Raw genomic sequence first — 26968 nt, forward strand, 5'->3', positions numbered from 1 at the left:
TAATTAGTTCTCGTGAATTTTTTCACAAATTTCTGTAAAAGAAAACTTCTATCCGAAGCGTTTGCGTTAGCATTGATTTAAATGCGTTAGTTTATGTTGCTTAAGATCGGATTGCCTTGCAGCGGGATCGTTTGGGTTTCCGGTTTTGACTTTCGAATGTGTACCGCATGGCTCATGTTCCTTTCTTTATTGGTATTTCTTTGATTACCTCTTCCTTACATTTATAATGTAACACGCGGGAAAATATCTGGATGTGAAAAAAATCACATATATCGAAAGTTTTTAATTGTTGTTTTATTTTTTATTTGTTGTTCTCGCCCTTCCCCTGAACATTCGTTATAATGTACTGAGCGTTTTAAGCTGAACCGTTCAAATCGATTCAAGTGGCATCAACCGGACAACGTTCTCTAACGATACCCTATTAAGGAAAGGATGAATGAGTTATGCCTCGCGGAATCGGACTTCTTATTCTGGCTACCGTCCTCTGGGGCGGAAATTACATATGCGGGCGTTTTTTGGCGGACGCGCTTCCCCCAACGCTGCTCAATACGATCCGGTGGGCAATCTCGACGGTGCTGCTTGCCGGCATATTGGCGGTTAACAAAAAAAGCTTCCCGCTGATCGCGAATTGGAAACCATTCGCGATACTCGGATTTTTGGGCGTGTTTTCATTCTCGACGTTAACTTATCTTGGCTTGCACAGCATCAGCGCCTCACAGGCTGGCATGATTTCCGCGGGAATTCCGATCGCCATCCTGCTGTTTACGCCGCTCATTCTAAAAGAACGGATCCGCGTCAAAGCCTGGATCGGCGCGCTCGTATCGGTAGCGGGCGTCATCGTCTTGTTCCAAGGCAAACATGCCGCCGCTTCCTCAGGATCCATGCTGGGCAATCTGGAGATTCTCCTCTCCTGCTTTGCTTGGGGACTGTACACCGTGCTTGGCAAACGTTATGGTAAAACGACGGATCCGCTAACGCTTACTGCCGGCGCCGCTTTCTACGGGACGTTGTTCAGCGCCTTAAGCTGCATCGGCACCGTTCATGCAGATTCGATCCATATGACAGGAACAGCTTGGTTATGTGTCGCTTACGTCAGCACCTTCGCTTCGGTCGGCGCATACCTCGCTTGGAATGCCGGAGTCAGAACGGTCGGCCCCGGCCGCGCGGCGCCGTACATCAATCTGTTGCCGGTATGGACGGTTGTGTTTGGCGTCATCCTGCTCGGCGAGCAGTTGTCCCTTGTTTCTTTCGCAGGCGGGTTTATTACGATTATTGGGGCGGTTCTGGCCAGTTTGTAAACGACACTCGCCGCTTCGCAAGTTCTCGATAAGAAGCGCAGTGAATGGCGTCTGTCCAAACATGCTGAAAAGCTGGGGATAACTCCAGTTGTGGATATGTGTATATTTACCATTTGAGATATGCACAACCTCGGCCTGCCTGTTGTTGAGTTTGTGGATAATTTTGTTAATAAGCACATCATCTGCGCTGTTATTTTTTTCAATCCGAGCCGCATCATTCGTGATATAATATACCCATATGTTGGATGAGAGCGATTAACTTTGCTATCGCAAAGTTCTTGAGCACACGCTTTCGAAGCGAACTTTGCGCAGCAAAGTTCTTGAGCACATGCTTACGAAGTGAACTTTGCTATCGCAAAGTTCTTAGGAGGACTGAAAATGTCGACAATTAGATGGGGAATTATCGGCTGCGGCAACGTAACCGAAGTCAAAAGCGGGCCCGGCTTTCAAAAAGCCGATAACTCTCAGCTTGTAGCGGTTATGCGGCGGGATGCCGCTTTAGCGGAGGATTATGCCGCACGGCACGGCGTGCCCAAGTGGTACAGCGACGCAAAGCAGCTGATTGAAGATCCTGAGGTGGACGCAGTGTATGTCGCTACGCCGCCGTCTTCCCACAAGGAATATGTGCTGCAAGTTGCGCAAGCGGGCAAACCCGTATACGTGGAAAAGCCGATGGCGATGAATTATGCGGAATGCCAGGACATGATCGAGGCTTGCGAGAAAGCGGGAGTTCCGCTGTTTGTCGCGTATTACCGCAGAGCGCTGCCGCGTTTCGTCAAAGTCAAGGAGCTGCTCGCAAGCGAAGTCATCGGCGAGGTGCGTTTTGTAGCTTCGACACAGCTCGGTCGTCTAGTCAACAATTCCTCCTGGCGGGTGGACCCTGTCGTATCCGGCGGCGGATTGTTTGTCGACGTAGGCAGCCATACGCTCGATTTGCTTGATTACTTGTTCGGACCGGTTGCCGAAGTTCACGGGATGGCGGGCAATCAGGGACGGTTTTACAAAGCTGAGGACATCGTGACGGCCACCTACCGCTTCGAATCAGGCGTGTATGGAACAGGCACCTGGTGTTTTGCCTCTTCGCAAGACTTGGATCGGAATGAAATCGTCGGCTCGAAGGGAAGCATCTCGTTCTCTACCTTCCAGGATAAGCCAATCGTGGTCACCTCCGCGCAAGGGGTGGAGGAGATTATGATCGACCACCCGGCGCATGTGCAGCAGCCGCTGATTCAAACGGTTGTGAACGAGCTGCTCGGGAAAGGAACCTCTCCAAGCAGCGGTCTCTCCGGAGCCCGGACAAGCAAAGTGATGGACACTCTGCTCCGGGGGTATTACGGAACATAGTTGCTAGAAATAGCGAATCTTACTAGAAATAACGGCCGCCGTAAACGGCAGGCAATAAGAAACTTAAGAAGCCCTGTTTTCACTTATGGTTCCTTGATGAGCCATAAATGAAACAGGGCTTCTCTTTGCTGACCTCCATTTGTTCGGCCTATACTCATCCAACTTGTGGACAACCGCTCTGTGGATATGTGCGCAAGTCCGAAATAACTTTATGGAATAAGGCATCTTCTCTTGATCAATATGTGGATAACTGAAGTGTGATGTCCTGGTTGAACTAAGAACCCCCACGATACCGTGAAGGTTCTTAAGAATCGGGAAAGCAAAGCGAACCCCAAGCGCACGTTGCTGCGCTGCGCGACTAAAAAGGTATTAAACGGCCATCCCGGCGTATATTTGCTTCATTCTCTCATATCTTGCGACATACGCCTCGTAGAGGCCATCCGCGTGCTCGCGAATCGTGCGCTGCGAATTGGTGTATTGATTGATGCTTGTTGCATGATTCGTCTGTTCGATCCATTCCGCCGGAACGCTCCCCGCCCCGGTCAAGGCACCGGAAATACCGGAAGATACGGCCGTAATGCAGTCCACATCCCGCCCGAAATTGACGGCGGCGACCATCGCATCCTTCAGATTGCCCCCTACCATGCGGAAAATACATACCGACTTCGTAACTACCTCGTTTGCCGAGCTGAAGGCGTAAGGGATGCCGCACCCGCTGTACACGCTGTCGAAGGAGGCGCGCAGCTCTTGGAAATCTTTGCAGGCGGCGGTTCTTTTCAGCTCCCGGTCCAGCTCCTTGAGCACGATGTCTTTATCGCAGTGGTCGTAAATCGCACCCAGCACACTGTCCACCGTCGCATTGGGCTTAGTTGCAGCCGCAATCGCGACACCCGTTACGCACGCCCATTTTAACCCGCGGCTGTTCGACGTCTGGTACAGCTGCCCGACCTCCAGCACATCCGCGACTGCGCCTGCTTCGTCGCCGGCGTTAATAAGCCCGATCGGATGACAGGAACGCGAGAAGCTGTTAAGCCCCGCGTAATCGCAATATTTGCCGAGATCTCTGGCCGGTATGCCCGTTTTGGCCATAGCCAGCAGCGTCGCTTCGAACGGCTCGGAAACCATGCCTGCGGAGATTGGTTTAATGTCGCGCAGCCAAATGTTTCTCACATCTTCGGCATTCACGCGATCTTTTTTCTCGATAATCGCCGTGATCATCAGCTTCTGCCGTTCGATGCCGTCCTCCGTCGTGCCGGGCTCGCGAACCCAGCCGTTGTTGTAGTGATGGTACGGAAGCAGCTTTTCGAGCGTACCGTATTTGGCGTCGATTTCCTCGTAACTCCAGCCCTCGACAGCGGCTCCCATAGCGGAACCGACGTGCGCGCCGACAAGACAGCCGTAAAACTTTTCCCTCAACGTTACATTAGCCATGAACCAAACACCATCCTTTATATAATTATCCTTTAATTCCCCCAAAGGTAATGCCTTGAATAAAGGACCTTTGGACGAAAAAGTAAAACACGATAATCGGCACCGCTACCATAACGGAAGCGGCCATCAGCTGGCTCCATTCGGTATGGTACGCCTGCTTGAACTGCTGCAGCCCGAGCTGCAGCGTATACAGCGTTTCATCGCTCAAATAAATGAGCGGGCCAACAAAATCGTTCCACGAATGCATAAACTGGAACAGTGCAATCGTCAATATCGCCGGCTGGCATAAGGGCAGCATGACGCGGGTATAGATGCCAATTTCCGAGCAGCCGTCGATACGCGCGGCATCCTCCAGGCTTTTGGGCAGCTGCTTGAAAAACTGCCGCATCAGGAATATGAAAAACGGAGCGCCGAAAAAAGCCGGAAGGATTAACGGATAAAACGTGCCTACCAAGTTCAGCTTGGAGAAAACAATAAACAGCGATACCATCGTAACTTGGCTCGGCACCATCAGCACGGCAAGCGTGATCACAAACAGGGTGTCCCTGCCTCTCCACTGCAGCCGGGCAAAGCTGTATCCGGCCAGCGGACAGCTCAGCACCGCTCCCAATGTGGCGCAGCACGCGACGATCAACGTATTTTGCAGGTAAACGAAAAAAGGCACCGTCGTCATCGCTTTCAAATAATTGCTCCAAACGAGAGGTTCGGGAATCCAGACCGGCGGATAGACGAACAATTGGGTGTTTGGCTTCAGCGATGTGGAGACCATCCACAGAAACGGGAGCAAAAAGAGAAAACCCGAAACGATTAGCAGCAAATAAGCAAGTAATGCGGGCCAAGCGGCCAACGGCCTTTTCAAGCTTCTCCCTCCTTTCAGTCGTCTCCTTGGTAATACACCCATTTGCTGGATGACTTGAACACCCACAAAGTGATCGTAATAATAATGACAAACATGATCCACGCCATAGCGGAAGCAAAGCCCATTTTCATATACAGAAAGGCGTTGTTATACAAATACATGCTGTAAAACAGCAGCGAATCGGCCGGTTTCCCGGTTCCATACGTGACCGCATACGGCAGCGTAAATACTTGCAGCGCATTGATGATCCCCATCACAACGTTGAAAAAAATGACGGGAGTGAGCAAGGGCAGCGTGATCCGCCACGCTTTATTTACGGCACCCGCACCGTCGATCTCGGCCGCCTCGTAGTAATCTTTGGAGATGTCCTGCAGCCCCGCCAAATAAATGATCATCGCATTGCCGATCCCCCACACCGACATAAGAATCAGCGACGGCTTCGACCAAGTCGGGTCGCCCAGCCATCCCGGCCCTTTGATGCCAAGCAATTCGAGATTCGAGTTGACAAGGCCAAACTGCGGGTTAAGCAGCCATTCCCAGATAATCGAGGTGGCGACGACAGGCACCAGCGTGGGCAGGAAAAATACGGTGCGGAAAATACCGCGCCCCTTGATCTCCAGATTCAACAGCAGGGCCAGCAGCACGCCGACAACGACGCTTAACGGAACCTCGAATGCCGCGTAAATCAGCGTATTTTGGATTCCCGTCCAAAAAAGCGGATCTTTCATCAGCTCATGATAGTTGGCCAAGCCAACCCATGTCGTTTCGCTGACGACGTTATAATTCGTAAAGCTGTAATAGATGGAACCAAACAACGGGTACGCATAAAACAGCAGCAATCCGGCCACCCAAGGAGCAATGAACAAATAAGCGTATTTGGCCCTTCTTTTTTCGATGCCGCTGCGTCCCCTCACCATTTGAGACATACGGCTTCACGCCTCCCGTTACTTGATCTGGGCTTTTTTCTTGTTGATTTCATCGTTTACTTTCTTGGTGATTTGATCCAAAATTTCTTTCGGTGTACCTTTGCCGTTATTGACGAGATCCGGCGCTTTGGCGAGCTCATCCCACATCATGTTGCCGGCCAGCACCACCGGCCTGTTTTTCCCGTTAGGCAGCACCTCCAAAAACTTATCCTGACGGCGGTCGTCGGCGTAAATTTTCTTATTGATGCTTGGAATGGCGGCGAACTCCCCGGTTATTTTTTTCAAGCTTTGCGCTTCCTCGCTGGTTGTCATCCATTTGATAAATTCCCATGCGGCATCGGGATTTTTCACCCCTTTGGGCATGATGAGCACCCGACCGCCAACAAAGGTGTTAAAATCTTTGCCCGTTGGTGTCGGAATGTAGCCGATGCCATAGTTCAGCTTCGGATTATATTCTTCGATTTGCGAAATCATCCAATTGCCGTTCACCATCATGGAAAGCTGACCCGTGATAAAAGGATTGGTCGCATTGGTGCCGGCCGAACTCGTGAAGCTCGTTACATCCTGAATGCCAAATTGCTTGGCGAAATTTGTTTCCCACTCCAGCGATTTAATAATGTTCGGATCGTTAGCCGTCACTTTGCCCGACTTTTCATCAAGAAACGAACCTCCGAACGCCCAGCCCCAGGAATACACCCAGCCTTCTCCATACCAAGGTATCAGGCCAAAGCGGGTGAATTTGCTGCCTTCCTTTTTGGTCAGCTTTTTTGCCGCCTCTTCCAATTCCGCAATCGTCGTCGGCGGTTTTTCCGGATCAAGCCCGGCTTCCTTGAAATGATCCTTATTGTAAAATAAAGCCCTCGCCGTGCCGTCATACGGAATGCCCAGCAGCTTTCCTTCGTAAACCGATTCGTCCCATGCCCATTTGTAAAACATCGATTCGGTGATATTGTCTTTTTTCGCCCTATCGTCCAGCAGCGTCACTGCATCCATATATTCCGCTACGCCGTACCGGCTGGCGAGCATAACGTCGGGCGGATTGCCTCCGGCCACGGCGGTAACCAGCTTCGAGGTGACGGAATCGCCCCCGTCCGCTGCAACGTATACCGGCTTCACCTTAATGTTCGGATGCGATTTGTTAAACGCTTCCACCGACTTGGTGATCGATTCTCCGGACGGACCGGTCGACCAGTTGTGCCAAAACGAAATTTCCGTCACTCCCGATGCGGGGCCGCCCCCTTTTTCACCGGTTGCGGTATTTTTGCTGGCGGGGATCGAGCAAGCGGTTAACGTTAATAAAGAAGTCAACACCACGCATGCATGTTTCAACACAAATGAATGAGCCATGCTTTAAACCTCCCTTATTATCTTGAAATGGTGCGGCATAACGGCCTCCCGGTTTTCGACGCCCTCCTTTCCCCACTTTCCGTTATGCCATTGCTATGGAAAATAACTTCCAGCGAAGTCATTCTAAGATGACAAATCAAGATGAGCTTGGGTTGTAAAACGACTTTTCCATTTCCGAAAGTTTTGCCACCCGCCTGCGAAACTGCTCTTCGGTGCTGAATTCCGCCTGCAAAAAGGTTGCAATATATGTTGCAGCCAGTGTGGGGCCGATAATCTGCGCTCCGATACACATGACGTTGACATCGTCATGCTCCACGCATTGAGCGGCGGAATAAACGTCGTGGCATACGGCTGCCCGGATGCCGGGAATTTTGTTAGCCGCAATGCAGGCGCCAACCCCTGTGCCGCACACCATAATGCCCCGTTTCGCTTTCCCGGACAACACGGAATCGCATACCAGCCGCGTTATGTCGGGAAAGTCAACCGGATGCTCGTCATAGCTGCCGTGATCCATGATCTGTACCCCCAGCGAGCTTAAAACCTGAACCACATGAGACTTTAACGGATACCCCGCATGGTCATTCCCCAACGCGATATTCATCGATAATTCTCCTTTTTGATTGTAAAATTGGTATCGTTCCCATAGAATCTATTGCGAATAAAGCCGAAAGATGTCAAATTAAACATAATATCGTCATGAAATAAGTGAATTCCTGCTTAATCATTCCATTTTGGTGTGGGAACGATACCATTTAATCGCTTACATTTTCGATTTTATTAACTGATGTTTTATTTGTCAATACAAATTTTTCAAAAAAATGAAATCCGATGCAGCGATAATTAGATTGATTTGTATAAAGAAGCCCATTATAATGAACTCAAATGGGAACGGTTCCAATAATGAGCAGGCGGTGAAAACAATTTTGAATCGAATTACTATAAACGATGTGGCTAAACATGCAAACACGACCAAATCCACGGTATCGCGTGTGCTTAATAACTCGCCTCTCGTCAATCCAAAAACAAAAGAAAAGGTGCTCGAAGCCATTCGAGTGCTTGGATATACGCCCAGCACGACAGCCAGATCGCTTAAATCGGGCAAAAACCATGTGCTCGGACTGGTCGTCTCCCAGCAGCAGATTAGCGAAGTCATCATGAACCCCAATTACCCCGCGATCATCAAAGCAATCTCGGAAAGGGCGCAAAGCGAAGGGTATCACATTTTATTGATTACTTCGGCCGGTGTTGAATATCAGACTTACGACGGCATTCTCACGAGCCATGCTGTAGACGGCTTTATCGTACTGGGCGCAACCATCGACGATCCGCTGAATGAAGTGCTTGATTCGGCCAATATCCCCTACGTGTTCAACATGAAATATTCGAGAGCACGCGATGACTGTTACGTTTCTTTTGACGATTTCGAAGGCGGGTACATAGCGGCCAAATATTTGCTGGACTTGGGTCATACGGACATAAAGCTGGTGGTCGGGGATATTAGGGGCAAAGTGCTGACGCATAATTTACAGCGGATCAGCGGCTTTAAAAAAGCTCTTGAGGAATACAGCGTTTCATTTAACGAATCGATGGTGCTTCGCACGCCGGGCGATATGGAAAGCAGTTACAACTTCATCAGCAATTTGTTTAATCATGAAAAACCGAGCGCTCTGCTGCTCTCCAACGAGGTGACTTCGATCGCCGCGCTGAACGCGCTGATCGATAAAGGGTTCCATGTGCCCAATGACGTATCGCTGGTCGCTTTCGGATATCCGGAATTTTTTAGAAACACGCGTCCGAGCCTGACGACAGTCGGCCAAGATACGATTTGGCAGGGCAATCATTTGGTCGATATGCTGCTGCAGCGGATACAGGAGCATAAGAACACGCCCCCTCCGCTCATCCGCAAACCGGAATTGATCATAAGAGAGAGCACGAGGAAGCTGTAGTTGATGGGGCAAGAATTCGGCAAGAAAACACAGCTTGTGAACACTCCATATCCTTGCAGGCACGCAATTTCTGCGCGTTCAGGAGCCACACCAGCTGTTGGATGGCCTGCGCGAAAAAAAGATGACTCCATCCCGCGCAGGCATCAGCAGCAGCCGTTCTCCCGACGTCCGGTATCAGCTTGTATACAGTTTGCGGAAACGGTTTAACGCATCGCTTTGCGCAGGGTTGACGCCGCGAATAAGCGCCGTATACAAAGTGACAAAATCGATCGTGTGCACAAGCGAGCACAAACGCGCCAGCCGGCTCTCCCCGATCGAAGCCAGCTCCCGCACGCCACCGGCTTGCCCTCGCAGCACATCACGTGTCGCCGCGATCCGCTTGGACATCGCCGGCGAATCCTCGCGGTCGCGCAGCAGCGTAAAATGAAACTGCCTCAGCATGGCGCTGTCGGCGTCCCAGCCGTACGCTTCGTCATGATGCAGCGCAGACATCGCGTTAGCAAAAGCCATCACCTTGCCGTTTTCGGCAAGCTGGTTTTTGAAGCGCAGCGCGGCGGCATCGGTAAACGGCAGGGTGCCGTAGATGACGGGAATCAAGCCGTCCATTTCCGCGGCGATCTGCTTGGCTGCATTCCGCTCCAGCGGCACCTCCGCTCCATATTGATCCGAAAGCCGCTCCAATAAGGCGGCCGTTTCGGCAATATCCGCCGCGGGATCGTCCAACAGGCCCATTTGATGCAGGATGACCAGCAGCGGCACCAGCACGTGGCCGGTCGAGATGATCCGCGGCACCCGTCCTTCCGGCAAAGCATAAAAGGAATGCCCGTGCTCCGCGGCGATCTCCTTCGCTTTCCCTCCAGCCGACATCACAAGAATAAAAGCTCCGGTTTTCGCCGCATGTTCATAGGCGCTGACAATCTCCTCCGATCCGCCGGAGTAATTGACGACGATCACTAAGGAATCTTCATCCACATAAGCCGGCATGGAATACGCCTGGGATAAGATGACCGGAACCCGCAGCCGGTCGTGCACCAGCGATTTCAGTTGCACAAGACTGGCTACAGGTCCGCCGCCGACACTGCATACAACGATCTCATGTATGCTGCGGGTAAGCTTCGGCGCTTCGAACTGCAGAGCGCGTTCGTACCCTTCGGCAATCCATTTGTGGCCTGCCGCCGTCGCTTGAAGCAGCTGCGATTTGTCGAGCTGAAGCAGCGCTTCCGTATGATCGAGTGATGTTCTCATTCCACGGCCCCTTTCTTAATTAACACGGCGGCAAAATCCGCCAACTCACCGATTTCGATTGTCGTATCTCCGGCGTCGGTCGAGCCGATCCGGCACTCCGTGTCCTCCGTCAACGCGGTGAATTGGCCGAAACCTTCTCCCAAGCCGTTCAGCGTCACGCTGATGTTATACACAGGAACCGGTTCAAAATACGTTACCCCGTTAAATCCGGACAAATTCAGCAGGTGCAATATATAGGTCTCGTCATCGAGCCGGTTAAAAAACAACTCGACGTTTTGCGGCGCGTTTGTTTCCACTTTATACGGCTGCCCTTCGAGCGCATGGTCGAGCAGATCAAGCAGCACATGCTTGTGATCAGCATAGCCGAACTGATGGTACAGCTCCCCCGGCTGCCATGGCATATATACCGCTTTGCCGCGGCCGTTCTCGCGAATTGCCGCACCCGCATACCCCATCACCGTATGCCCTAATGCGCGTTCCGGCGGTCCAAACGTCGAGGCCGACACGAGCGGCAGCGGATTGCCGGCTGCTCCGGCAAACTGCGCATATTGATAGGTACCGTCCAAAATAACCCAGTCCCGCTCGGGAAATCTGTTGAAGATGGTCTTATCGTCCGTTTTTAAATATGCGGCCCGCATCTTGGTATCCACCGATTCGGGATTCAAGCCGAATAAGCGTCCGGAAAAATCCGCATTCGCCCCGGCTTCCGTAAACGACAGCCCCGTTGCCAGCAGATGAACGCCGTCTTGCTGCGCCTGCTCGAGAACCGCAAGCTGCTCTTGCGAAAACGCTGCGATATCCGGCACGATCACCGCTTTGTAACGCTGCAGGCTGTCCGCTTTGGCCGTCATATTGTCCTGGTGAATGACGTCGAACAAAATATGCTGTTCCTTCAACATTTTAAAAATCCCCGCATATTCCTTGCTGTTTTTATGCAGCGGTCCGCCGGGCTTGATCAGGGCGACGTCGGCAGCCGACAGAAACCGCCCGTAATAACTTTCGTTCTCCTCATGGTATTTGAAAATCGACTGCACCGTCTGCAAATTTTCACGATCCGGATAATCCTCGAAGACACCGATGATGCAGAAGTCGAGCCCCGAGCCGCTGGCCAGCCCTTCCTTGAGGCGAATGTTCACCTCATGTTTGGAAACGCCGGTGAACCGGTAAAACAAATCGATCGCGTTGATGCAGCAGTTGCTCACCAGCTTGTCATCCCATGAATCCTCGAGCGACTTGACGTTTTCCGAGCCCGAATACAGCCATACCGGATGCGGACGTTTGATCGCCGTGTTGGACTCCTTGCGCACGATATCGACTTTATGCTCGTTGTAAGTGGAAATCGCGATGTCTTTGTTTTTGCTCTGCACCAGCTCGTGGATGTTGTCCAGCATCTGCTTGGTTGTAATGTCCTGAAACTGCTTGTAGGTACGATATACGGGATCGTTCAAATCTTCTTTGTCCGGCAGCTCGAGCCCGAACATCTCGCTGAATCGCGTCTTGCAGTTATCGCAAAAGCAGGTGCCGTAATAGTTGCCGCTGTAGTCCCAGTTCTGGTAGCCGAACATATTGAAGAAAATGCCGTCGACGTCGTAATTTGAAATGACCTCGTCGATCATCTGCAGCGAATATTGCTGCTGATAATAACCGTTAATGCACGTATGATAGATGCCAAAATAATTCACTTCCCGGCCGTCCTTGCTTTTGTAAAACCATTCCGGCTTGCGGGCGTAAATCGATTCGTGCGCCTTGCTGAAATCGAAGCGGGCAATAAACTTCATGCCGTTGGCATGCGCCTTATCGATCGCTTCGCGCAGCAGATCTTTCTCCTGCCCCGCCGCCCGATAATGGTATTCCAGCTGTGTCGGGTAAAAAGCGACAATACCTCCCGCGTTCATCATCAGCACATTGGTCGACAGCCGCTTAAGCTCGCCGATGAGCGCATCCACATCCAGGTTGGCGTCCGATTCCCGCAAATTGTTCTGTATCAGTCTTAAATTGTTTTTCTCCCACCATGCCATTGTTGTTCCTCCTCTAATTCTTCCTGCATCAGCCGCGGCGGCGTTCCCGTTTAATACCCCTTGCCAAATTCTCTGACGTTCAGCATCTGCTCCCATTTCCCATCCAAAAAGAGCTGCAGGTTGTGCATAAACCCGCCAGTGAACCGCTCGTTGAACTGGTCTCCGCCGCCGGCGCAATGCGGTGTAATAATGATGTTGTCCAGTTCCCAAAACGGGCTTTCCGGCGGCAGCTTGCCAAGCTTAAACTCCTCCACAAATACATCGAGCCCCGCTCCGGCTATTTTATGGCCGCGTAAATAATCGAGCAGCACCTCCTCGTCAATGAGCGCTCCGCGCGAAATGTTGATAATAAAAGCGGTCGGCTTCATCAGCTTGAACTGCTCTTCGCCGAGCAAATTGACGGACTGATCGGTAAGCGGCAGGCTAAGCACGATAAAATCGCTTTGTGTTATGACCTCGTTTAGCTGCTCCGGCTTGTAGACGCGGTCATATTCCGGCAGCTGGCGGCCCGTCGTGTTGATGCCGATGACCCGCATCCCGAAAGCCCGCGCCCGGATCGCCGTTTCCGTACCGACGTCCCCGGTGCCGATAATGCCGGCCGTTTTGCCGTTTAAGTTGATAAACCCGCGTACGCCGCCCCACTCATGTGCCAGCTGCTTGTTCATGACCGCGGCGCTTTTGCGGGCCAACATCAGCATTTTACACATGATGTCCTCGGCAATCGGCATGCCCAGCGAGCCGCGGGCATTCACCACGACAACGCCCCGCTCCTGCAGGTAGTCCATCGGCAATCTTTCAATGCCGATATGCGCAACCTGCACCCACTTCACCTTCTCGCATTTTTCCAGAAAGTCCCTTTGCAGCGTACGATGGTTGGCTATGATGATATCGGCATCGGCATATTCGCCGGAATCGGCGAACTCCTGCTCCGAGCCAAACAGCTTGACTTCAACTCCTTTCGCGCGTATTTCCTCCAGCTGACTTTCTTGAAATTTAAACGTAGATACAAGCTTCATAACGGCAAACCTCCTAGTTTTGAATCGATTTGTATTCCTGCGGCGTAATGCCGTAATACTTCTTGAACACCTTGATAAAATAATGCGGCGTCTGGTATCCGAGCTTGCCTGCTACGGCATACACTTTGTCGTGTTTATTGCGCAGCAGTTGGGCCGCTTTCTCCATCCTCGCTTTCGTCACGAAGTCGCTTAAACTGACGCCGGTTTCCAGCTTGTATAATTTGGACAAGTAAGCCGGGTGCAGTCCGACACAATCGGCAATCGCCTGCAGCGAAGTATCGCCATCCAAATTCCGCTCGATATAACCGTGCACCCTCTCCACCACCGGCATGCGGGACAATCCTTGTTCCATGGCAGCATCGTCTTGGATCGTGCGGAACACATGCAGCGTCCAGACACGTAGCTGGTTCAGCGAATAAAACGGGCGGTTTTGCTGCAGCTTGGCGCCGTGCCGGCCGATTAAATCTTGAAGTTGGCGGCCATTTTTATGGCAAACATGCATAAAGGCTGCGGCGATGGCAAAAAACGCTTCGCTCAAATATTCCGGCGACTCCCGCCACTTGGCATCAAGCTCCGTAAAGATCGATTCCAGCCGTCGCTCCGCTTGCTCCCACCGGCCGGATTCCAACATATGCAGCAAATGGGGAGGTTCATACAGCGATTGCAGAGAACCTACGTTGACTGTTTCGGACCCATCCTCCAGCACGATAAAAATCTGCTTCTCCGTTCCCATCTCTTTGCGCATCCGATGCACCGCCTGCCGATAAGCCGAAGCGACCGTAAGGGTACGGGCCGGGTCACCTTCCGCCGAAGAGAGAACTGCTGCGTCAAGCACTGGCGCGCTGGATGGAGCCGCTGCACCCGACGACGGCCGCTTGGCCCACGCCGCTTGCGGCCCGGGATCAAGCAGCGGCAACCAGCGTTTGATGAGCAGCATGGATATTTTACGCTTCAAGTAAATGCGCACTTTCCGCTGCAATTCCCGGGCACAATCACCGAGCCGCTCCAGCGCCGGTTCACAGTTCCCGAACCCGCTTATGGCCGCCGAAATCGGGGCATTCGCATCCCCCGCACCGCTGCGGCAAACGCACGGTCCGCTGCAAGCTCTGCTCATACCGCTGCCAACCGGAAGTTCTTTTCGCGCGGGCGCCGCCAAAAACACCAAATATCCGCTTGGGTCCTTGCCGTACCACAGCTTAAATTCAATGCCGAGCAGCTCTTCGGCCATATTGGTGACCGCATATTCGAGCGGCGATATCTCGGTTTCCTCGTCCTCCTGCGGCTGCATGTCCTCGTCAAGCCGGACGATCATCATGCCCACCTGTTCCCCGCAGTCCAAATCGAGCTCCAATTTCCTCATCTTGCATTGCAGCGTTTCGGGCGGCACTTGTTTTCCCTGAAGCAGCTCTTTCAGCATATTGGCCCGCAAAGCGGGAATGTGCTCGCGCAAGGTATACATCACGCTGCTGTACCGTTCCTCCGTATTCCGCTCGGCATGCATTTCGGCTACCGTCTGATCGATCAGGCCGACCAGTTCGGAAGTATCGACCGGCTTCATCAAATAACCGAGCGTTTTATGCTGAATCGCCTGCTTGGCATATTCGAAATCGCTGTAACCCGACATCAGGATACATCTTGTTTTGGCGGAAAGGGCGCGCACCTGTTGAATCAGTTCAAGCCCGCTCATCCCCGGCATACGAATGTCGGTAATCAGAATGTCGGCCGGCTCCTGTTCGAACATGGCCAACGCTTCACCCCCCGAATACGCTTTGCACACCGTTTCGATCCCGTGTTCGCGCCAGGGAACCGTAAGGGCCATGCTTTCCACTTGTCCCGGGTGATCGTCTACGATCATCAGCCTCAGCATCGCTTACCCCACCTCCGCTTCCGAAATCAACAACCGCTTTTCCATGACCATCATGACTCGCAATCCGCCCCGTTCGGAAGCCGATATACGCAGTCCGGACCGCCCACCATAATGATGCTTCAGCCGTTGATGCACATTCCACATGCCGCATCCGCTGCCGCTTGATCCGCCCGGTTCGGCAGGCTCGCACGCAAGCTTCGCTTCGAGTTCCTTCATGCCTTCCGCACTCATCCCCGCCCCGCTGTCTTCGACAACGATGACATGCTCCCGCTCCGTTTCGTATCCCGTGATGCGAATCTCCCCCATCCCCGGCTTGCACTCGATACCGTGGACAATCGCATTTTCAACAAGCGGCTGAAGCAGCAGCCGGGGGAGCTTCGCCTCCAGCATAATCATCGGGATCTCGATTTCGTAGCAAAGCCGGCGCGTTTGCAGCTTCTGGATTTCCAAATAATTGCGTATCAGGTCTAGCTCCCCGCCCAGCGTCGTCTCCCGCTGCATCGTCCGGGTCGTATAGCGGTAATATTTGCCCAAATGCTGCGTCATCGCCACAATCGCCTGCTTGTTTTCAAGCTGGGCCATGCTCTGAATAAAGGCCAGGCAGTTGTACAAAAAATGCGGGTTGATCTGCGACTGCAGCTGTTTGAGCGTGGCGTCGCGCACTTGGATTTTTTCCTGCAGCACCTTCTCGATCAAATCCTGGATTTGGTCGGCCATATGATTGAAATGATTAAACAGAATGGAAAATTCCTTGCTTGACGGCTTCGCCAACCGTTCCGAAAAATCGCCCCGTTTCAGCTTGTTGACGCCGCCGATCAGACGGCCGATCGGGACCTGCACGTTTTTGTAAAGCAAGTAGGCGATGATAATTCCGATGGCCAGCAGCATGGACAACGTGACGTAAAACAGATTGCGGCTTGTCGTGATCGGGGCGAGCACGTGCTCCAGCGGCACGGCGTCCACCAAATACCAGCCCAGCGTAGCCGATTTGGCATAGCTGAGCAGATACGAGGTTCCGTTAAGCTCGATCACCTCGCTGCCTGACTTCCCCAGATCCTTGCCTTTCAGCAGCGCATTCATGCTTTGGACGAGACCGTTGTCCGCGCTCGAATTCATAATCGGCTCAAACGACGGGTGAAAACAGAAAGGCTCTCCGATGCTCCCTTCCTTGAATTTGTCCAGCATCACTTCGATATTGTGGGCGGCAAAAGCGACTTCGATAATGATGTTGACATGTTCGATACCGTCAAACATGACCGACGGGTCCGACGAATAGCGGAAAAAGTAGTTCTGCACGCCGTAATCCGTCTGCTTGGCGCGGTAGCTCCAATCCATGCTCATGTTCCGTCTGAAGTAATCCATGTCGTAGCGCTGCGACGGATTCGTCGACACCATCTGCAGCGCCACCGGCGAAAAGAGGGTCATCTCGTTGGTCCAGCCGTAGGATGCGCTTTGCAGATTGATTTTTTCCTGAAGCGTCTGCTTGATCTTAATCGTGTCGAACAAATCGTACGAATACGACATGTGGATCGACTGGAATTTGACGGCCTCCGGCTCCCTCCCCAGCGTAAACGCGACCTTCGACAACTGATCGGCGACACTGTCCATCTGGCTGAGGAAAAAAGACAGCCGGTTAACGTTCGAATTTTCAATTTCCTTTTCGACCACCTTCATGCTCACCTGATTGGAGTAAGCATAAAGCAGCAGCAGCGGAATCAGCAGCAGGAACACCATCGTCATGACTTTGCTGAAAATGCTCTGGTTTTTAAGCACCGGCCTCGCCCCACTCGCCTATTCTTTCACCGAACCGAGAATGACGCCTTTGACAAAATATTTTTGCAGGAATGGATACACCGCCAAAATCGGCAGCGCGCCGATAAAAATTTGCGATGCTTTGACGGTGCGCGGCGAAATGTTTTTGATCTCGTCTTCGGTTAAACCAAGCGCCGCAAAGTTTTCCGACACGATAATCGACCTTAAAAACGTAGAAAGCGGGTAGTCCTGTGAATTGGACATGTACAACATGCCGTCAAACCAGGCGTTCCAATGAGTGACCATCGTGAATAGCGACAACGTGGCGATCGACGGCATCGATACGGGCAAATAGATCTGGAACAAAATGCGCAGATGCCCCGCCCCATCCATCAATGCCGCCTCCTCCAGCTCCTTCGGAATCGTGCGAAAAAAATTGAGCAGCAGGATCAAGTTCCAGACGCTGACCGCGCCGGGAATAACCAGCGCCCACACCGTGTTCATCAGGCCGGTCCCTTTGACAACAAGATAAGTCGGTATAAGTCCGGCATGAAACAGCATCGTGAATACAAAAAACCAGGCGTATACGGAGCGGCCGCGGAATTTATGCTCTTCCTTGGACAGCGGATAAGCGGCCAGCAGCATCAGCAGCATGGAAACGACGGTGCCAAGCGCGGTCCGCTTGACGCCGTTCAGCAGCGCATGCATGAAATTACCGTTGCCCAGCGTTTCCGTGTATGCCTCAAATGTCAGCTGCACGGGCCAAAACGTTACGAGGTTGCCGGTAGCCGCGGCGCTGGAACTCAAAGATAGGGCAAAAACGTGAATCAGCGGCAGCACGCATACTGCGGCAAGCACCGCTAGGAAAGTGTTGTTGACATAAGTAAATATTTTGTGCGGCACCGATTTGTGCATGAGAGCTCACCCGCTTTAAAAGATTCGGTAATTGGCGAATTTGGCCGCCAGCCGGTAGGAAATGACAACAAGCAGGAAGCCGATCACCGATTTAAATAAGCCAACCGCCGCCGCAAAGCTGAATTGTCCGCCGACCAATCCGATCCGGTAAACAAAGGTATCGATAATATCGCCTTTTTTGTAAACGAGCGGGTTATAAAGGTTGAAGATCTGGTCAAAGCCGCCGTCCAAAATTTTGCCCAACGCAAGCGTTCCTACGACCACGGCGATCGGCAGCACCGACGGCACCGTAATATGCAGCGTCATCTGCCAGCGGTTCGCGCCGTCGACCTCGGCCGCCTCATACAGCGCCGGATTGATGCCGCTTAGTGCGGCCAAATAGATAATAGCCGAGAAGCCGAAATCCTTCCACACGTCGCTGATGATAACTGTAAACCGGAACCAGTCCCCGTCCCCGAGAAAAAACACCGGCTCAAAGCCGAGAAGCCGCACCAACTGGTTGACGATACCTCCCTTGACCGAAAGGATGTCGATCAGAATGCCCCCCAGAATGATCCATGACAAGAAATGCGGCAAATAAACGAGCGTCTGCACCGTTCTTTTGAACAAAGCGGCCCGCACCTCGTTTAACAGCAAAGCGAATAGAAATGGAACCGTCAGGTTGCTGCATATTTTCAACGAGGAAATAATGAGCGTATTCCAGATCACCTGCTTGCTGTCCGGGTACGTAAACAAATACTTGAAATGATCGAAGCCAACCCACTCCGATTGGAAAATACCCAGCCACGGCTTATACTCCTTGAACGCGATGATAATACCCAGCATCGGCACATAATGATAGATGAAGATGACCATAACCGCAGGCAAAAGCAGCATATGAAACGGCCATGTTGTTTTTAGGTAAGACGCGATGGGCGATTTTTTAACGCCTGCAGCTGCCTGCGACGGTACGGCGTGCTGCTTGGAACGAATCCACTCGCTCATGAAACCAACCTCCTTTCCGGCAAAATCGGGGAACGCAACTGAGCGAGGAGGGGCTTGCCAAATATGCCCCGTCTGCAACAATAGAATCGCGCGCGCTGCAATAGCAGTCCCGCCCAGCGCTTCCCGTTCCCCTCCCGCTTGCGCTGCTTACTTGCTTAACGATTTGTACCACTCGTTGACTTCCTTCGTAATGTCGTCTCCGCCGTTCGCTTTCCAATCGCTGACGAATTTGTCGAAGGCGTCAAGCGGCAGCTTGCCGTAGATGATTTGGTTAAATGTTTCTTTCTCCATCTTCTCCAGCAGCTCCAGTTTTGTTCTCATCGTTTTGGTCGGAGCGCCTTTGAATTCGTTTTTCACTTCGTATTTGTTTTGCTCGATCCGCACTTTGCCCGCCAATTGATGAATCGGAACGCGGTCCTTGATGCTGTCTTCGATCGGATTGGCCGGCGTGGCCTTCGGATCGTTGGCAAATTTCAGGATGCCCTCGTCATAGGAGTACGGCCGGTTCAAGTTTGTGCCGCCGATCAGGGAAGCGTACGCTTTTGCTTCGATTGGCGTTTTGCCATCGGGCAGCGGCCACTTGTCCTTAGGCACGCCCATTTTTTCAAACTGCTGGTACACCGGTTTGCCGTCCAACATGACGTAGTCATAACCTTCATGGTTGCCGAGATAAAACTCGGAATCTTTATCGAAGAACTGGTAACCGAACATCCTGTTGTAATAATCGAACCAGGCGTCCATATACGGAAAATCTTTGCGGAACACGATGCCGCGTTTGACCATCAGCGTTTCGTTGCGGCCGATGCTGCCGGTTGGTCCGGCAGGCAGCGACATCGGCTGAAAGTCGGCGTTCGGGTTATTTTTGGTCGTATCAAGCAGCGGCGTCGGATACATGAAATATTCTCCGGCGACAAGACCTGCGGAACCGCTTACAAAACTTTCGGTCGCCTTGTTTGCGTCTTTGATTCCCGCCTCCGGATCGATATACCCTTTCGCCATCCAATCGCGCATTTTGCCAAGCGCCTGTTTGATCGAAGGCTGAATTGAGCCGTAGACAAGCGATCCGTCCTGCGCTTTGCTCCAATGAAACGGCATGTAGCTGCCGTATGCGCCGAACACCCAGTCCGCCGTCGCCCGGCTGCCGTTAATCCGGTCCTGCATGGACAAGGCCAGCCCAAACGTATCTTTTTTGCCGTTGCCGTCAGGGTCCTGATTCGTAAACGCTTCAAACACTTTGTCCAACTCGTCGATTGTCTTCGGCTGCGGCAAATTCACTTTCTTCAGCCAATCTTGACGAACCCACAGCAGCGTGCCGCCGGTTAAGCTTTCGTACATCGGCACCCCGTATGTTTTGCCATTGCGCTTAAACATGTTGAAACCGTCCGGATATTTGGCGTACAAATCTTTAATGCGCTGCGGTGCGTATTTGGCAATCGCATCGTCAATCGCCATCAGCTTGCCGGATTGGATAAATTCGTCAATCAGCGTAGCGTCGGACAGTTGAAACACATCTGGAAGCGGATCGCTGCTGGCCAGCAGCAGGCGCATTTTCGTATTAAAATCTTTGTCGTTGTTGACAACGAAGTTATGCTTCATGATGATACCCATACGGTCTTTCATCCAGCGGGTGTGCACATTGTCCTCAATCGTTTCCCCGGGTTTGAATTTCGTATTGGCGTCCAAGGTCCGGGCTGTCGTAATCGTGATCGGCGGATCGTATTTCCCGTCGGCTTTTTTGGCCGAGCTTCCGGCCGCTTGTTTCCCCCCGCCTGAATTGTCGGAACACGCCGCTACTACCGAAGATAACAGCAGGGCAGCTGCCAGCGGAACATACAGCTTGGTAAGCTTGGTGCTTGTGCGATCGCTCATCTCATTGATTCCCCCTTCAGAATTTTGCTTGCCTGCCCTCATTGTAGGACGGAGCCGCCGGCGATGATATACAAAATTTTTAAGGGGATACCACTATATTTATATCGCTTGCCACCCATTTTAATATGGTTTGCGTCGGCAACATACGGACAAATTTTGAGGTAACAGGGACGGGCAATATATGTCCTGATGCGGGAGCGGGATTTATGGCGTAAAAGTCGGGGGAAGCCGCTCTTCAGCTAAGGTTGCGTTAGATTTGGCGAGGTTTTGCCAAACCGCTCGGCGGTGGTGTAGAACATACGGGATGCGCGCTGTTCCCGGAAGGCCACTGAAAAAGTGAACGCTGCATGAAGGCGGCCGGACGGCCTCTCACTCTACAAATCCGCAAAGCTGCTGTATAATAATAACAATCTTACCTTAAAGCAGCTGGAGGCAATGTTATGACCCCATTCGAACCATACGAATCGTTAGCGATCTCGGAAATAGCCAAACATGAATGCTCCCCTAACCCGATCCAGTCTGCGCTTGAACTCGTTGGCAAACCGATTGCGAAAGTGCTGGAAGTCGCTCACCAGTCCAAAAACAAATACATTCGGAAGGCTGTCTCTTCCATTGACACCACGATTGAAAAGTCGCTTAAAGCGACGATCAAGGGCGCCAATCTGCTGACCGGCGAAGATGTCGTGCGTAAAGCATATATGAAAAAACACAACATCCAAATTACCGATATCAACACAGTCAAGCAGTTGCCTCTTCAGCAAATGGATAGCGTGGCCGATTCGTTTGATTTCAGCAACGGATTTTTCGTAACAACGGAAGGCGCCGTGCTGGGAGCCGCCACTACGCTGCTGGAGGCGGTGCCGCTTGCGCAAATTGCCATACCGGCGGTAGTGACGGCCGATGTGGCGGCCTCGATGACGCTGATGTCGCGGCATGTGTGCCAAATAGCCACTTCATACGGCTACTCGTCGAGGGATGCGGCGAATGTTCCGCACATTTTATCGGCGATGGTCTCGACTTCTTCGTCGTCCGACGAAGGGTTCCTGGTAACCAAAGCCGCAGCGATCAGCGAAATACGCGCAGCCACGCACTTTGCCGCCAATCATGCCGGTTCCTTATCCGGCAGCGTTGTCAAAGATTCGGTGTCCCCTCAACTTGTCAAATTGGTGCAATTCGTAACGGAACGTTTAGGAATGATCATCACGGAAAAAGAATTGGGCATGCTGGTGCCGATCGCCGGAGCGGTCTTAAACGGAGGACTTAACTTGGCATTCCAGCAGATGAACCATACCAATGCCAAAGATTATTTCAGGCGGCTGATTTTAACGGACAAATACGGGGAAGATGCTGTGACGGCAGCGATTCAGCTGGAAAAGGACAAGCTGAACGCACGTACCGCTATTTGAATACGCCGCTTAACTCAATATCGAAGCCGGGAAATACAAACGATGTAAGTCTGCCGTCTTTGCCAAACACATCTCTTTTCCGGTATGCGCCATGCTCTAACCCATACACCTCAATCGTTTGGTGTATGGGATCGGAGCCACAAATTCTTCGCAAGTTGTCCCTTTAAGCGAAGAATTTGCACGGCATTATTTCTCATTGTAACATAAGGCGCCATTCGTCGCAGTTTTCAAAAGAAGCCCCAGCCTTCCTTGGTTCTGCGGCGCTGCTCCCGGCACGGTTCACAGCGTTTGGGCGGATCCCAGCCCTTCATACGGAAAAAATCCTGCTCCTCAACCGGCCAATCAAACCGCTTGCCGCATTCCCAGCATTTCAGCCTTTCGGCAGTCCGCGGATAAACGACCAGTTGTTCAGCCACATCGTCAACCGGCGCGTCTTCCAAGCTCAGCGGGCCTCCTTTCCCGCTCAACAGGTGGTCGATAACTTGACGGATCGCCCGCTTTACCTTCTGGTAATCGACCTCCGCCCATTGCTCCAGCAGCGGGATATACGCCGTATTGCCGGTTTCGGCAAGCTTTTGCAAAAACAATAAAATCATGCCCCGATTCCTGTCCTTCAGGTAAGACAGGTCTTGCCGGAGCTCATTGCCTTGAACCCATTGATCCCATTGCCGCAGCAGCAGACCCGCCGCTTGATCGCGCTGAATGATCCAGCCCCTCTCTGTAAATACAATCACCGGCATATCTCCTTGGTGTTCGATCTCCAGAAATTGATGCCGGATCATCCAATCAACCTTCTCCGTGATCCTCTCCATCGTAATGACATGGTAGTATCCGTAGGCCACGTTATCGTTTAATCCAAGCTCCAGCAGCTTCTTATCACGCGAGCCCTTTAAGATCTTCACCAGCATCGTTCTGCCACCGCGGCCAACCAAGCTGTCTGCCGCATGCAGAATATGACGAATCTCCTCTTCTTCCAGATCAGTTGCACTTGTTGATGACATTGGAACTTCACCCTCATTTACTATGAATATACCATCCATTATTTCATATTTCACAAAAAAAATCCCCTGCTCCCTTGCTGCTTCGCCAAAGGATGAAGAGGATTTCTCGCTTTATTTTTGCCCGGAAACCTTACTCTCCGGACAGACGGTTCTGTTCAATATAGCCGTAATTGATGTCCACACCCAAACCGGCCTTTTGCGGAACCGTAATGAATCCTTCCTCATCCATCGGATCGACCATCTCGTTTAACCATGGAGGAGTGACGTCATAATTCAAGAAGGGGTGCAGCAGCCCACGTTCGTAGTATTCGCCGGGAATACTCATGGCCGCTATGGCGTGCACGCTTCCGATTCCGGGACTGTGGGCCTCAAGCGGAATGCCAAAAGCTTCGGCAAGATGGGCGATTTTCATAAACGGTGTCAGTCCTCCGACACCCATGACCCCCGCTCTCAGTATGTCCGCCGCTTTATGTATGACCCATTCCGTACGGGCGTATATTTTACCCGCATGGGATTCCGGACCGATAACTGGAATGTCGAGCTGTTCGCTCAGCCATGCATAAGAGGATACGGAATATTCGTTCATCGGCTCCTCAAACCAGTAGTAGTCCAGCTTCTCCAGCTCTTTGCCTATGGTCAGCGCCTGCTGGCGGGAATACGTGTGGTACGGATCAAGCATCAGCACCATATCGCTGCCTACTCTGTCCCTTACCGCACGGCAAGCCTCGATATCCCGCGCGGGGTCGGGAGTTGCCATAATTGTCGATGGAGTCCATACCTCATCCATCCATGTGTGCAGCTTAAACGCCTTATACCCCATCTTCTTGCACGCTTCGGCGTAATCCGCAAAATCTTCAGGCGAACTAAGGCCGCCTTGATAATGGTCCCCCACCATCGTGCTGGCATAGGCCTTTACCTTCTGGCGGTGACCGCCAAGCAGCTTATACACGGGCTGATTACTGACTTTTCCCGCCAAATCCCATAAAGCCAAATCAATCATCGCCAGCATCCGGTCCGTCAATTTCGGAAACGACCGCTGCAGCCCGGAAAGCTTGCGCCAAATCCGCTCCCGGCAAAACGGATCTTCCCCCAGCAGATGGGGGCGAACCGTCTTGAGCAGCACATCCCATGAGTTGGAGTTTACTTGAAAACTCGCTTGCTGATTCCCGCCGGACGGTGTTTGCAGCCGTTCAAACGGGTATTTATCCGTAGGTTCGAAATGCCGCTGCGAGCTGACAAATATCCCTTCCGCCCCTTCGTCCGTCACGATGCGAATAAGCGCCTCTTCGGACCATCGCCCGGGAACCGGATGCTGGTGGCCGGAAGCGTCAAATCCGTTATACGCCGGAACCTGAAACCGCACTACCTGAAGATCGACTATTTTCATCAATAGCCCTCCTTTTTTTACAACCGATGCGCATCAATATAGTCAAAATTAATGTCCCACCCGAGACCCGGTTTGTCTGGCACATGAACATACCCTTCTTCATCCATATGTTCGACCGACGAATGAAGCCAAGCAGGCACATGGTCATAATTCAAAAACGGATGCAGCATGCCGCGTTCGTAATATTCTCCCGGGATGGTCATCGCCGCCATCGCGTGCAGATTGCCCGGACCTGGGGAATGAAGCTCCAACCGCACGCCAAACGCTTCGCATAAACCGACAACTTTCATCAGCGGCGTCAAACCGCCGACGTTCATCACTCCCGCCCGGCATATGTCGCTGGCTTTTCTGACGATCCATTCCGCCCGCGAGGCGAGTTTTCCTTTGTGCACCTCGGGTCCGATCACCGGAATATCCAGACGTTCGGCCAGCCATATATAAGACGAAAGCGAATATTCGTCCATCGGCTCCTCCAGCCAGGCAAAATTCAGCTTCTCCAATTCCTTGCCCAAATAAAGCGCCTGCTCCCGGTTGTAGTAATGATAAGGGTCAAGCATCAGGTCCATGTCGTCGCCGACCCGCTCCCTAACCGCGCGGCATGCCGCGATATCCCGCTTCGGATCGGGCGATGCCGAAATCGTCGATTCCGTCCACGTCCGTTCGGCCCACGTGTGCAGCTTGAACGCCTGGTAACCTCTTTTTTTACATTCCTCGGCATAATCGGCAAAAGCCTCCGGCGTATTGAGTCCGCCTTCCAGCTGATCTCCGATCATCGTGCTGGCATACGCTTTCACCTTCGTGCGGTGGCCGCCAAGCAGTTTATACACCGGCTGGTTAAATGCCCGGCCGGCCAAATCCCATAAAGCCAAATCGATAAAGCAAACCAGTCTGTCCGTCAAACGTTTGCTGCTCCGCTGCATGACCCACAATTTGTTGTGAATTTTTTCACGGGCCATCGGGTCTTCCCCGACAAGCAGCGGTTTGATCACTTTGTCAATGACGCCTTGAATCGGGTCATGTTTCGGGTCCGGCAGCGGTTTGCCGGATGACTTGCCCGATTCCAAACCCAGCAGAGCATGCCGCTCGTTTGGAATGAGCTGCTGATACGGGATATGATACCCTACCGCCCCTTCGTCCGTCATAATGCGAATCATCGGATGAGCGATATCGTGTTCGCGGCCGGGACCCTGATGGCCGTCTTTGTTGCTGCCAAGCCATGACTTGGCGTGAAATGTCACCACGTCCACATCAACGATTTTCATAAGTGTTCCTCCCGTATATAAGGCTCTAGGAGTCTGTCCGACGGATTGATGTTGATGAATTTTTATTCAGCTGACTGTTACGACGGGAAGGGATTGCCATTCCACCGCCAATGAAAACCGTGTTTTTATTTGATTTTACCTTACGGTAAAAACACGATTTTCAAAGCGGACGTAAACTTAAGAGTTTTCCGCAGGAAAACTTGCATCGGAAGCATAAGCTACACGGCAATTCCCTTCCCTCTGTATAATCCTGAATAAATATTCACCGATTTACTTTCGTCGGACAGGCTCCCAGCATTCTGCGCCTCCTAATACACCGCCGGACGGTGTGCCCCGATGCCCCCTTGGTAGACAAGCTCGTCCGGATTAGCCTGATCCGGATCAATGTCCCCTTCGTACGCCGCACCGTCATCCTGCGGGTTATAGCCGATTAACTCTTTTAAATAAGCGATATCCCAATATTTATCGCGGTTGTTGGAGATGCCGAATAAAGTCAGGAATTTCAACTGTGCATCCGCTTCCACACAACATTTCATCAATTGGACCAAATCCCGTCTGCTGATCCAAGTTTTCAGGTGCCTTTCCGATTTGGGAGGGACTCCGAAAAAAGTGCCGATCCGCACATTGATAGACGAAATACCGCATTTATCCGAATACAAACGCCCCATTAACTCTCCGTGGCATTTCGACAGCCCGTATAAATTGCTCGGACGGTACAGCGAATCCGCATCGACGGTTTCGTCTGTAAGATAACGGCCCACGGTATGGTTGGAGCTGCCAAAAATCACTCTTCCGACTCCGCACTCCTTGGCCGCTTCATAAATATGATGCGTTCCCAAATAATTAACTTGGAACGCATCGGCCAGACTGGGATGATTCATCCGGTAAGCCATATGGATGACCGTATCGACGCCTTTCATCCAGTGCAGGCAGCTTTCGAAATCCGTCACATCCATCATTTCGATGCCAAGGCTCGGATCCGGCTGAATGTCGGTGCCGATCACTTCGTAATCCGGGTCATCTTGTAAGCCCAAATAAATGCATTTGCCAACCATTCCGGCAGCCCCGGTAATGAGTATTTTTCTCATACAAATC

General features: G+C 52.1%; 22 protein-coding genes. 4 read left to right on the top strand and 18 right to left on the bottom strand.

Features of this window, described 5'->3' with window-relative positions; all coding sequences use genetic code 11:
* Positions 1 to 443 precede the first annotated feature (443 nt).
* Positions 444 to 1298: a DMT family transporter gene (locus EYB31_RS24425; RefSeq protein ID WP_131016040.1), complete on the top strand. Its 855-nt coding sequence runs from the start codon at positions 444 to 446 to the stop codon at positions 1296 to 1298.
* Between the two features lie 378 nt (positions 1299 to 1676).
* Entirely contained in the window at positions 1677 to 2642 is a 966-nt protein-coding gene (locus EYB31_RS24430) for a Gfo/Idh/MocA family protein (RefSeq protein WP_131016041.1), read from the top strand.
* A gap of 369 nt (positions 2643 to 3011) precedes the next feature.
* Here the strand turns inward: EYB31_RS24430 and EYB31_RS24435 are convergent, their stop codons facing one another.
* The 5 genes from EYB31_RS24435 to EYB31_RS24455 form a co-directional block, all read right to left on the bottom strand.
* On the bottom strand, positions 3012 to 4073 hold the full coding sequence (locus tag EYB31_RS24435) for an ADP-ribosylglycohydrolase family protein (protein ID WP_131016042.1): 1062 nt from the start codon (positions 4071 to 4073) through the stop codon (positions 3012 to 3014).
* Positions 4074 to 4098: 25 nt separating this feature from the next.
* The gene (locus tag EYB31_RS24440; RefSeq protein WP_240762792.1) at positions 4099 to 4932 is read right to left on the bottom strand and encodes a carbohydrate ABC transporter permease; all 834 of its coding nucleotides are present in this window, start codon (positions 4930 to 4932) and stop codon (positions 4099 to 4101) included.
* A gap of 14 nt (positions 4933 to 4946) precedes the next feature.
* The gene (locus tag EYB31_RS24445; RefSeq protein ID WP_131016044.1) at positions 4947 to 5858 is read right to left on the bottom strand and encodes a carbohydrate ABC transporter permease; all 912 of its coding nucleotides are present in this window, start codon (positions 5856 to 5858) and stop codon (positions 4947 to 4949) included.
* An 18-nt stretch (positions 5859 to 5876) separates the two neighbouring features.
* On the bottom strand, positions 5877 to 7205 hold the full coding sequence (locus EYB31_RS24450; protein ID WP_131016045.1) for an ABC transporter substrate-binding protein: 1329 nt from the start codon (positions 7203 to 7205) through the stop codon (positions 5877 to 5879).
* 136 nt (positions 7206 to 7341) lie between these two features.
* Positions 7342 to 7806: an RpiB/LacA/LacB family sugar-phosphate isomerase gene (locus tag EYB31_RS24455; protein ID WP_131016046.1), complete on the bottom strand. Its 465-nt coding sequence runs from the start codon at positions 7804 to 7806 to the stop codon at positions 7342 to 7344.
* A 271-nt stretch (positions 7807 to 8077) separates the two neighbouring features.
* Between EYB31_RS24455 and EYB31_RS24460 the strand changes: the two genes are divergently transcribed.
* Positions 8078 to 9151 carry a LacI family DNA-binding transcriptional regulator gene (locus tag EYB31_RS24460; protein WP_165452589.1) on the top strand — a complete coding sequence of 358 codons (1074 nt, stop codon included), beginning with the start codon at positions 8078 to 8080 and terminating at the stop codon, positions 9149 to 9151.
* A 174-nt stretch (positions 9152 to 9325) separates the two neighbouring features.
* Here EYB31_RS24460 and EYB31_RS24465 read toward each other — a convergent pair whose 3' ends face one another.
* From EYB31_RS24465 to EYB31_RS24500, 8 genes are all read right to left on the bottom strand, one after another.
* Entirely contained in the window at positions 9326 to 10396 is a 1071-nt protein-coding gene (locus EYB31_RS24465) for a bifunctional phosphoglucose/phosphomannose isomerase (protein WP_131016048.1), read from the bottom strand.
* Complete coding sequence (locus EYB31_RS24470) at positions 10393 to 12414, bottom strand: alpha-amylase family protein (RefSeq protein WP_131016049.1); 2022 nt, start codon at positions 12412 to 12414, stop codon at positions 10393 to 10395. Before EYB31_RS24470 ends, EYB31_RS24465 begins: the two co-directional genes overlap by 4 nt.
* Before the next feature lie 50 nt (positions 12415 to 12464).
* Entirely contained in the window at positions 12465 to 13430 is a 966-nt protein-coding gene (locus tag EYB31_RS24475; RefSeq protein WP_131016050.1) for a D-2-hydroxyacid dehydrogenase, read from the bottom strand.
* A 13-nt stretch (positions 13431 to 13443) separates the two neighbouring features.
* Positions 13444 to 15297, bottom strand: a complete 1854-nt coding sequence (locus EYB31_RS24480) for a response regulator (protein WP_131016051.1) — start codon at positions 15295 to 15297, stop codon at positions 13444 to 13446.
* 3 nt (positions 15298 to 15300) lie between these two features.
* Positions 15301 to 17070, bottom strand: coding sequence for a sensor histidine kinase (locus EYB31_RS24485; RefSeq protein WP_131016052.1), 1770 nt, complete (start codon positions 17068 to 17070; stop codon positions 15301 to 15303).
* Between the two features lie 18 nt (positions 17071 to 17088).
* Positions 17089 to 17964, bottom strand: a complete 876-nt coding sequence (locus EYB31_RS24490) for a carbohydrate ABC transporter permease (protein ID WP_131016053.1) — start codon at positions 17962 to 17964, stop codon at positions 17089 to 17091.
* A 15-nt stretch (positions 17965 to 17979) separates the two neighbouring features.
* The gene (locus tag EYB31_RS24495) at positions 17980 to 18840 is read right to left on the bottom strand and encodes an ABC transporter permease (protein WP_240762806.1); all 861 of its coding nucleotides are present in this window, start codon (positions 18838 to 18840) and stop codon (positions 17980 to 17982) included.
* 255 nt (positions 18841 to 19095) lie between these two features.
* Positions 19096 to 20817, bottom strand: coding sequence for an extracellular solute-binding protein (locus tag EYB31_RS24500; protein WP_165452590.1), 1722 nt, complete (start codon positions 20815 to 20817; stop codon positions 19096 to 19098).
* 440 nt (positions 20818 to 21257) lie between these two features.
* Between EYB31_RS24500 and EYB31_RS24505 the strand changes: the two genes are divergently transcribed.
* Positions 21258 to 22223, top strand: coding sequence for an EcsC family protein (locus EYB31_RS24505; RefSeq protein WP_131016056.1), 966 nt, complete (start codon positions 21258 to 21260; stop codon positions 22221 to 22223).
* On the opposite strand, the gene EYB31_RS40355 is transcribed toward EYB31_RS24505, so the two are convergent.
* From EYB31_RS40355 to EYB31_RS24525, 5 genes are all read right to left on the bottom strand, one after another.
* The gene (locus EYB31_RS40355; protein ID WP_165452591.1) at positions 22216 to 22377 is read right to left on the bottom strand and encodes a PDDEXK family nuclease; all 162 of its coding nucleotides are present in this window, start codon (positions 22375 to 22377) and stop codon (positions 22216 to 22218) included. The genes EYB31_RS24505 and EYB31_RS40355 overlap by 8 nt on opposite strands.
* Before the next feature lie 73 nt (positions 22378 to 22450).
* On the bottom strand, positions 22451 to 23224 hold the full coding sequence (locus tag EYB31_RS24510; RefSeq protein ID WP_131016057.1) for an RQC-minor-1 family DNA-binding protein: 774 nt from the start codon (positions 23222 to 23224) through the stop codon (positions 22451 to 22453).
* Between the two features lie 130 nt (positions 23225 to 23354).
* Positions 23355 to 24611, bottom strand: a complete 1257-nt coding sequence (locus tag EYB31_RS24515; protein ID WP_131016058.1) for an enolase C-terminal domain-like protein — start codon at positions 24609 to 24611, stop codon at positions 23355 to 23357.
* Positions 24612 to 24628: 17 nt separating this feature from the next.
* Positions 24629 to 25873, bottom strand: a complete 1245-nt coding sequence (locus tag EYB31_RS24520) for an enolase C-terminal domain-like protein (protein WP_131016059.1) — start codon at positions 25871 to 25873, stop codon at positions 24629 to 24631.
* Positions 25874 to 26181: 308 nt separating this feature from the next.
* Positions 26182 to 26961, bottom strand: coding sequence for an NAD-dependent epimerase/dehydratase family protein (locus tag EYB31_RS24525; RefSeq protein ID WP_131016060.1), 780 nt, complete (start codon positions 26959 to 26961; stop codon positions 26182 to 26184).
* Positions 26962 to 26968 lie beyond the last annotated feature (7 nt).

It is taken from the genome of Paenibacillus thalictri, assembly GCF_004307995.1.
Classification (GTDB): domain Bacteria; phylum Bacillota; class Bacilli; order Paenibacillales; family NBRC-103111; genus Paenibacillus_AF; species Paenibacillus_AF thalictri.

Coding starts and splice junctions, on each gene's coding strand:
- EYB31_RS24480 (WP_131016051.1), bottom strand. CDS start 15,297: ATGCTGAGGCTGATGATCGTAGACGATCACCCGGGACAAGTGGAAAGC.
- EYB31_RS24520 (WP_131016059.1), bottom strand. CDS start 25,873: ATGAAAATCGTTGATGTGGACGTGGTGACATTTCACGCCAAGTCATGG.
- EYB31_RS24465 (WP_131016048.1), bottom strand. CDS start 10,396: ATGAGAACATCACTCGATCATACGGAAGCGCTGCTTCAGCTCGACAAA.
- EYB31_RS24445 (WP_131016044.1), bottom strand. CDS start 5,858: ATGTCTCAAATGGTGAGGGGACGCAGCGGCATCGAAAAAAGAAGGGCC.
- EYB31_RS24490 (WP_131016053.1), bottom strand. CDS start 17,964: ATGCACAAATCGGTGCCGCACAAAATATTTACTTATGTCAACAACACT.
- EYB31_RS24495 (WP_240762806.1), bottom strand. CDS start 18,840: ATGCTGCTTTTGCCTGCGGTTATGGTCATCTTCATCTATCATTATGTG.
- EYB31_RS24430 (WP_131016041.1), top strand. CDS start 1,677: ATGTCGACAATTAGATGGGGAATTATCGGCTGCGGCAACGTAACCGAA.
- EYB31_RS24505 (WP_131016056.1), top strand. CDS start 21,258: ATGACCCCATTCGAACCATACGAATCGTTAGCGATCTCGGAAATAGCC.
- EYB31_RS24515 (WP_131016058.1), bottom strand. CDS start 24,611: ATGAAAATAGTCGATCTTCAGGTAGTGCGGTTTCAGGTTCCGGCGTAT.
- EYB31_RS24460 (WP_165452589.1), top strand. CDS start 8,078: ATGAACTCAAATGGGAACGGTTCCAATAATGAGCAGGCGGTGAAAACA.
- EYB31_RS24470 (WP_131016049.1), bottom strand. CDS start 12,414: ATGGCATGGTGGGAGAAAAACAATTTAAGACTGATACAGAACAATTTG.
- EYB31_RS24435 (WP_131016042.1), bottom strand. CDS start 4,073: ATGGCTAATGTAACGTTGAGGGAAAAGTTTTACGGCTGTCTTGTCGGC.
- EYB31_RS24525 (WP_131016060.1), bottom strand. CDS start 26,961: ATGAGAAAAATACTCATTACCGGGGCTGCCGGAATGGTTGGCAAATGC.
- EYB31_RS24500 (WP_165452590.1), bottom strand. CDS start 20,817: ATGAGCGATCGCACAAGCACCAAGCTTACCAAGCTGTATGTTCCGCTG.
- EYB31_RS24450 (WP_131016045.1), bottom strand. CDS start 7,205: ATGGCTCATTCATTTGTGTTGAAACATGCATGCGTGGTGTTGACTTCT.
- EYB31_RS24425 (WP_131016040.1), top strand. CDS start 444: ATGCCTCGCGGAATCGGACTTCTTATTCTGGCTACCGTCCTCTGGGGC.
- EYB31_RS24510 (WP_131016057.1), bottom strand. CDS start 23,224: ATGTCATCAACAAGTGCAACTGATCTGGAAGAAGAGGAGATTCGTCAT.
- EYB31_RS24475 (WP_131016050.1), bottom strand. CDS start 13,430: ATGAAGCTTGTATCTACGTTTAAATTTCAAGAAAGTCAGCTGGAGGAA.
- EYB31_RS24455 (WP_131016046.1), bottom strand. CDS start 7,806: ATGAATATCGCGTTGGGGAATGACCATGCGGGGTATCCGTTAAAGTCT.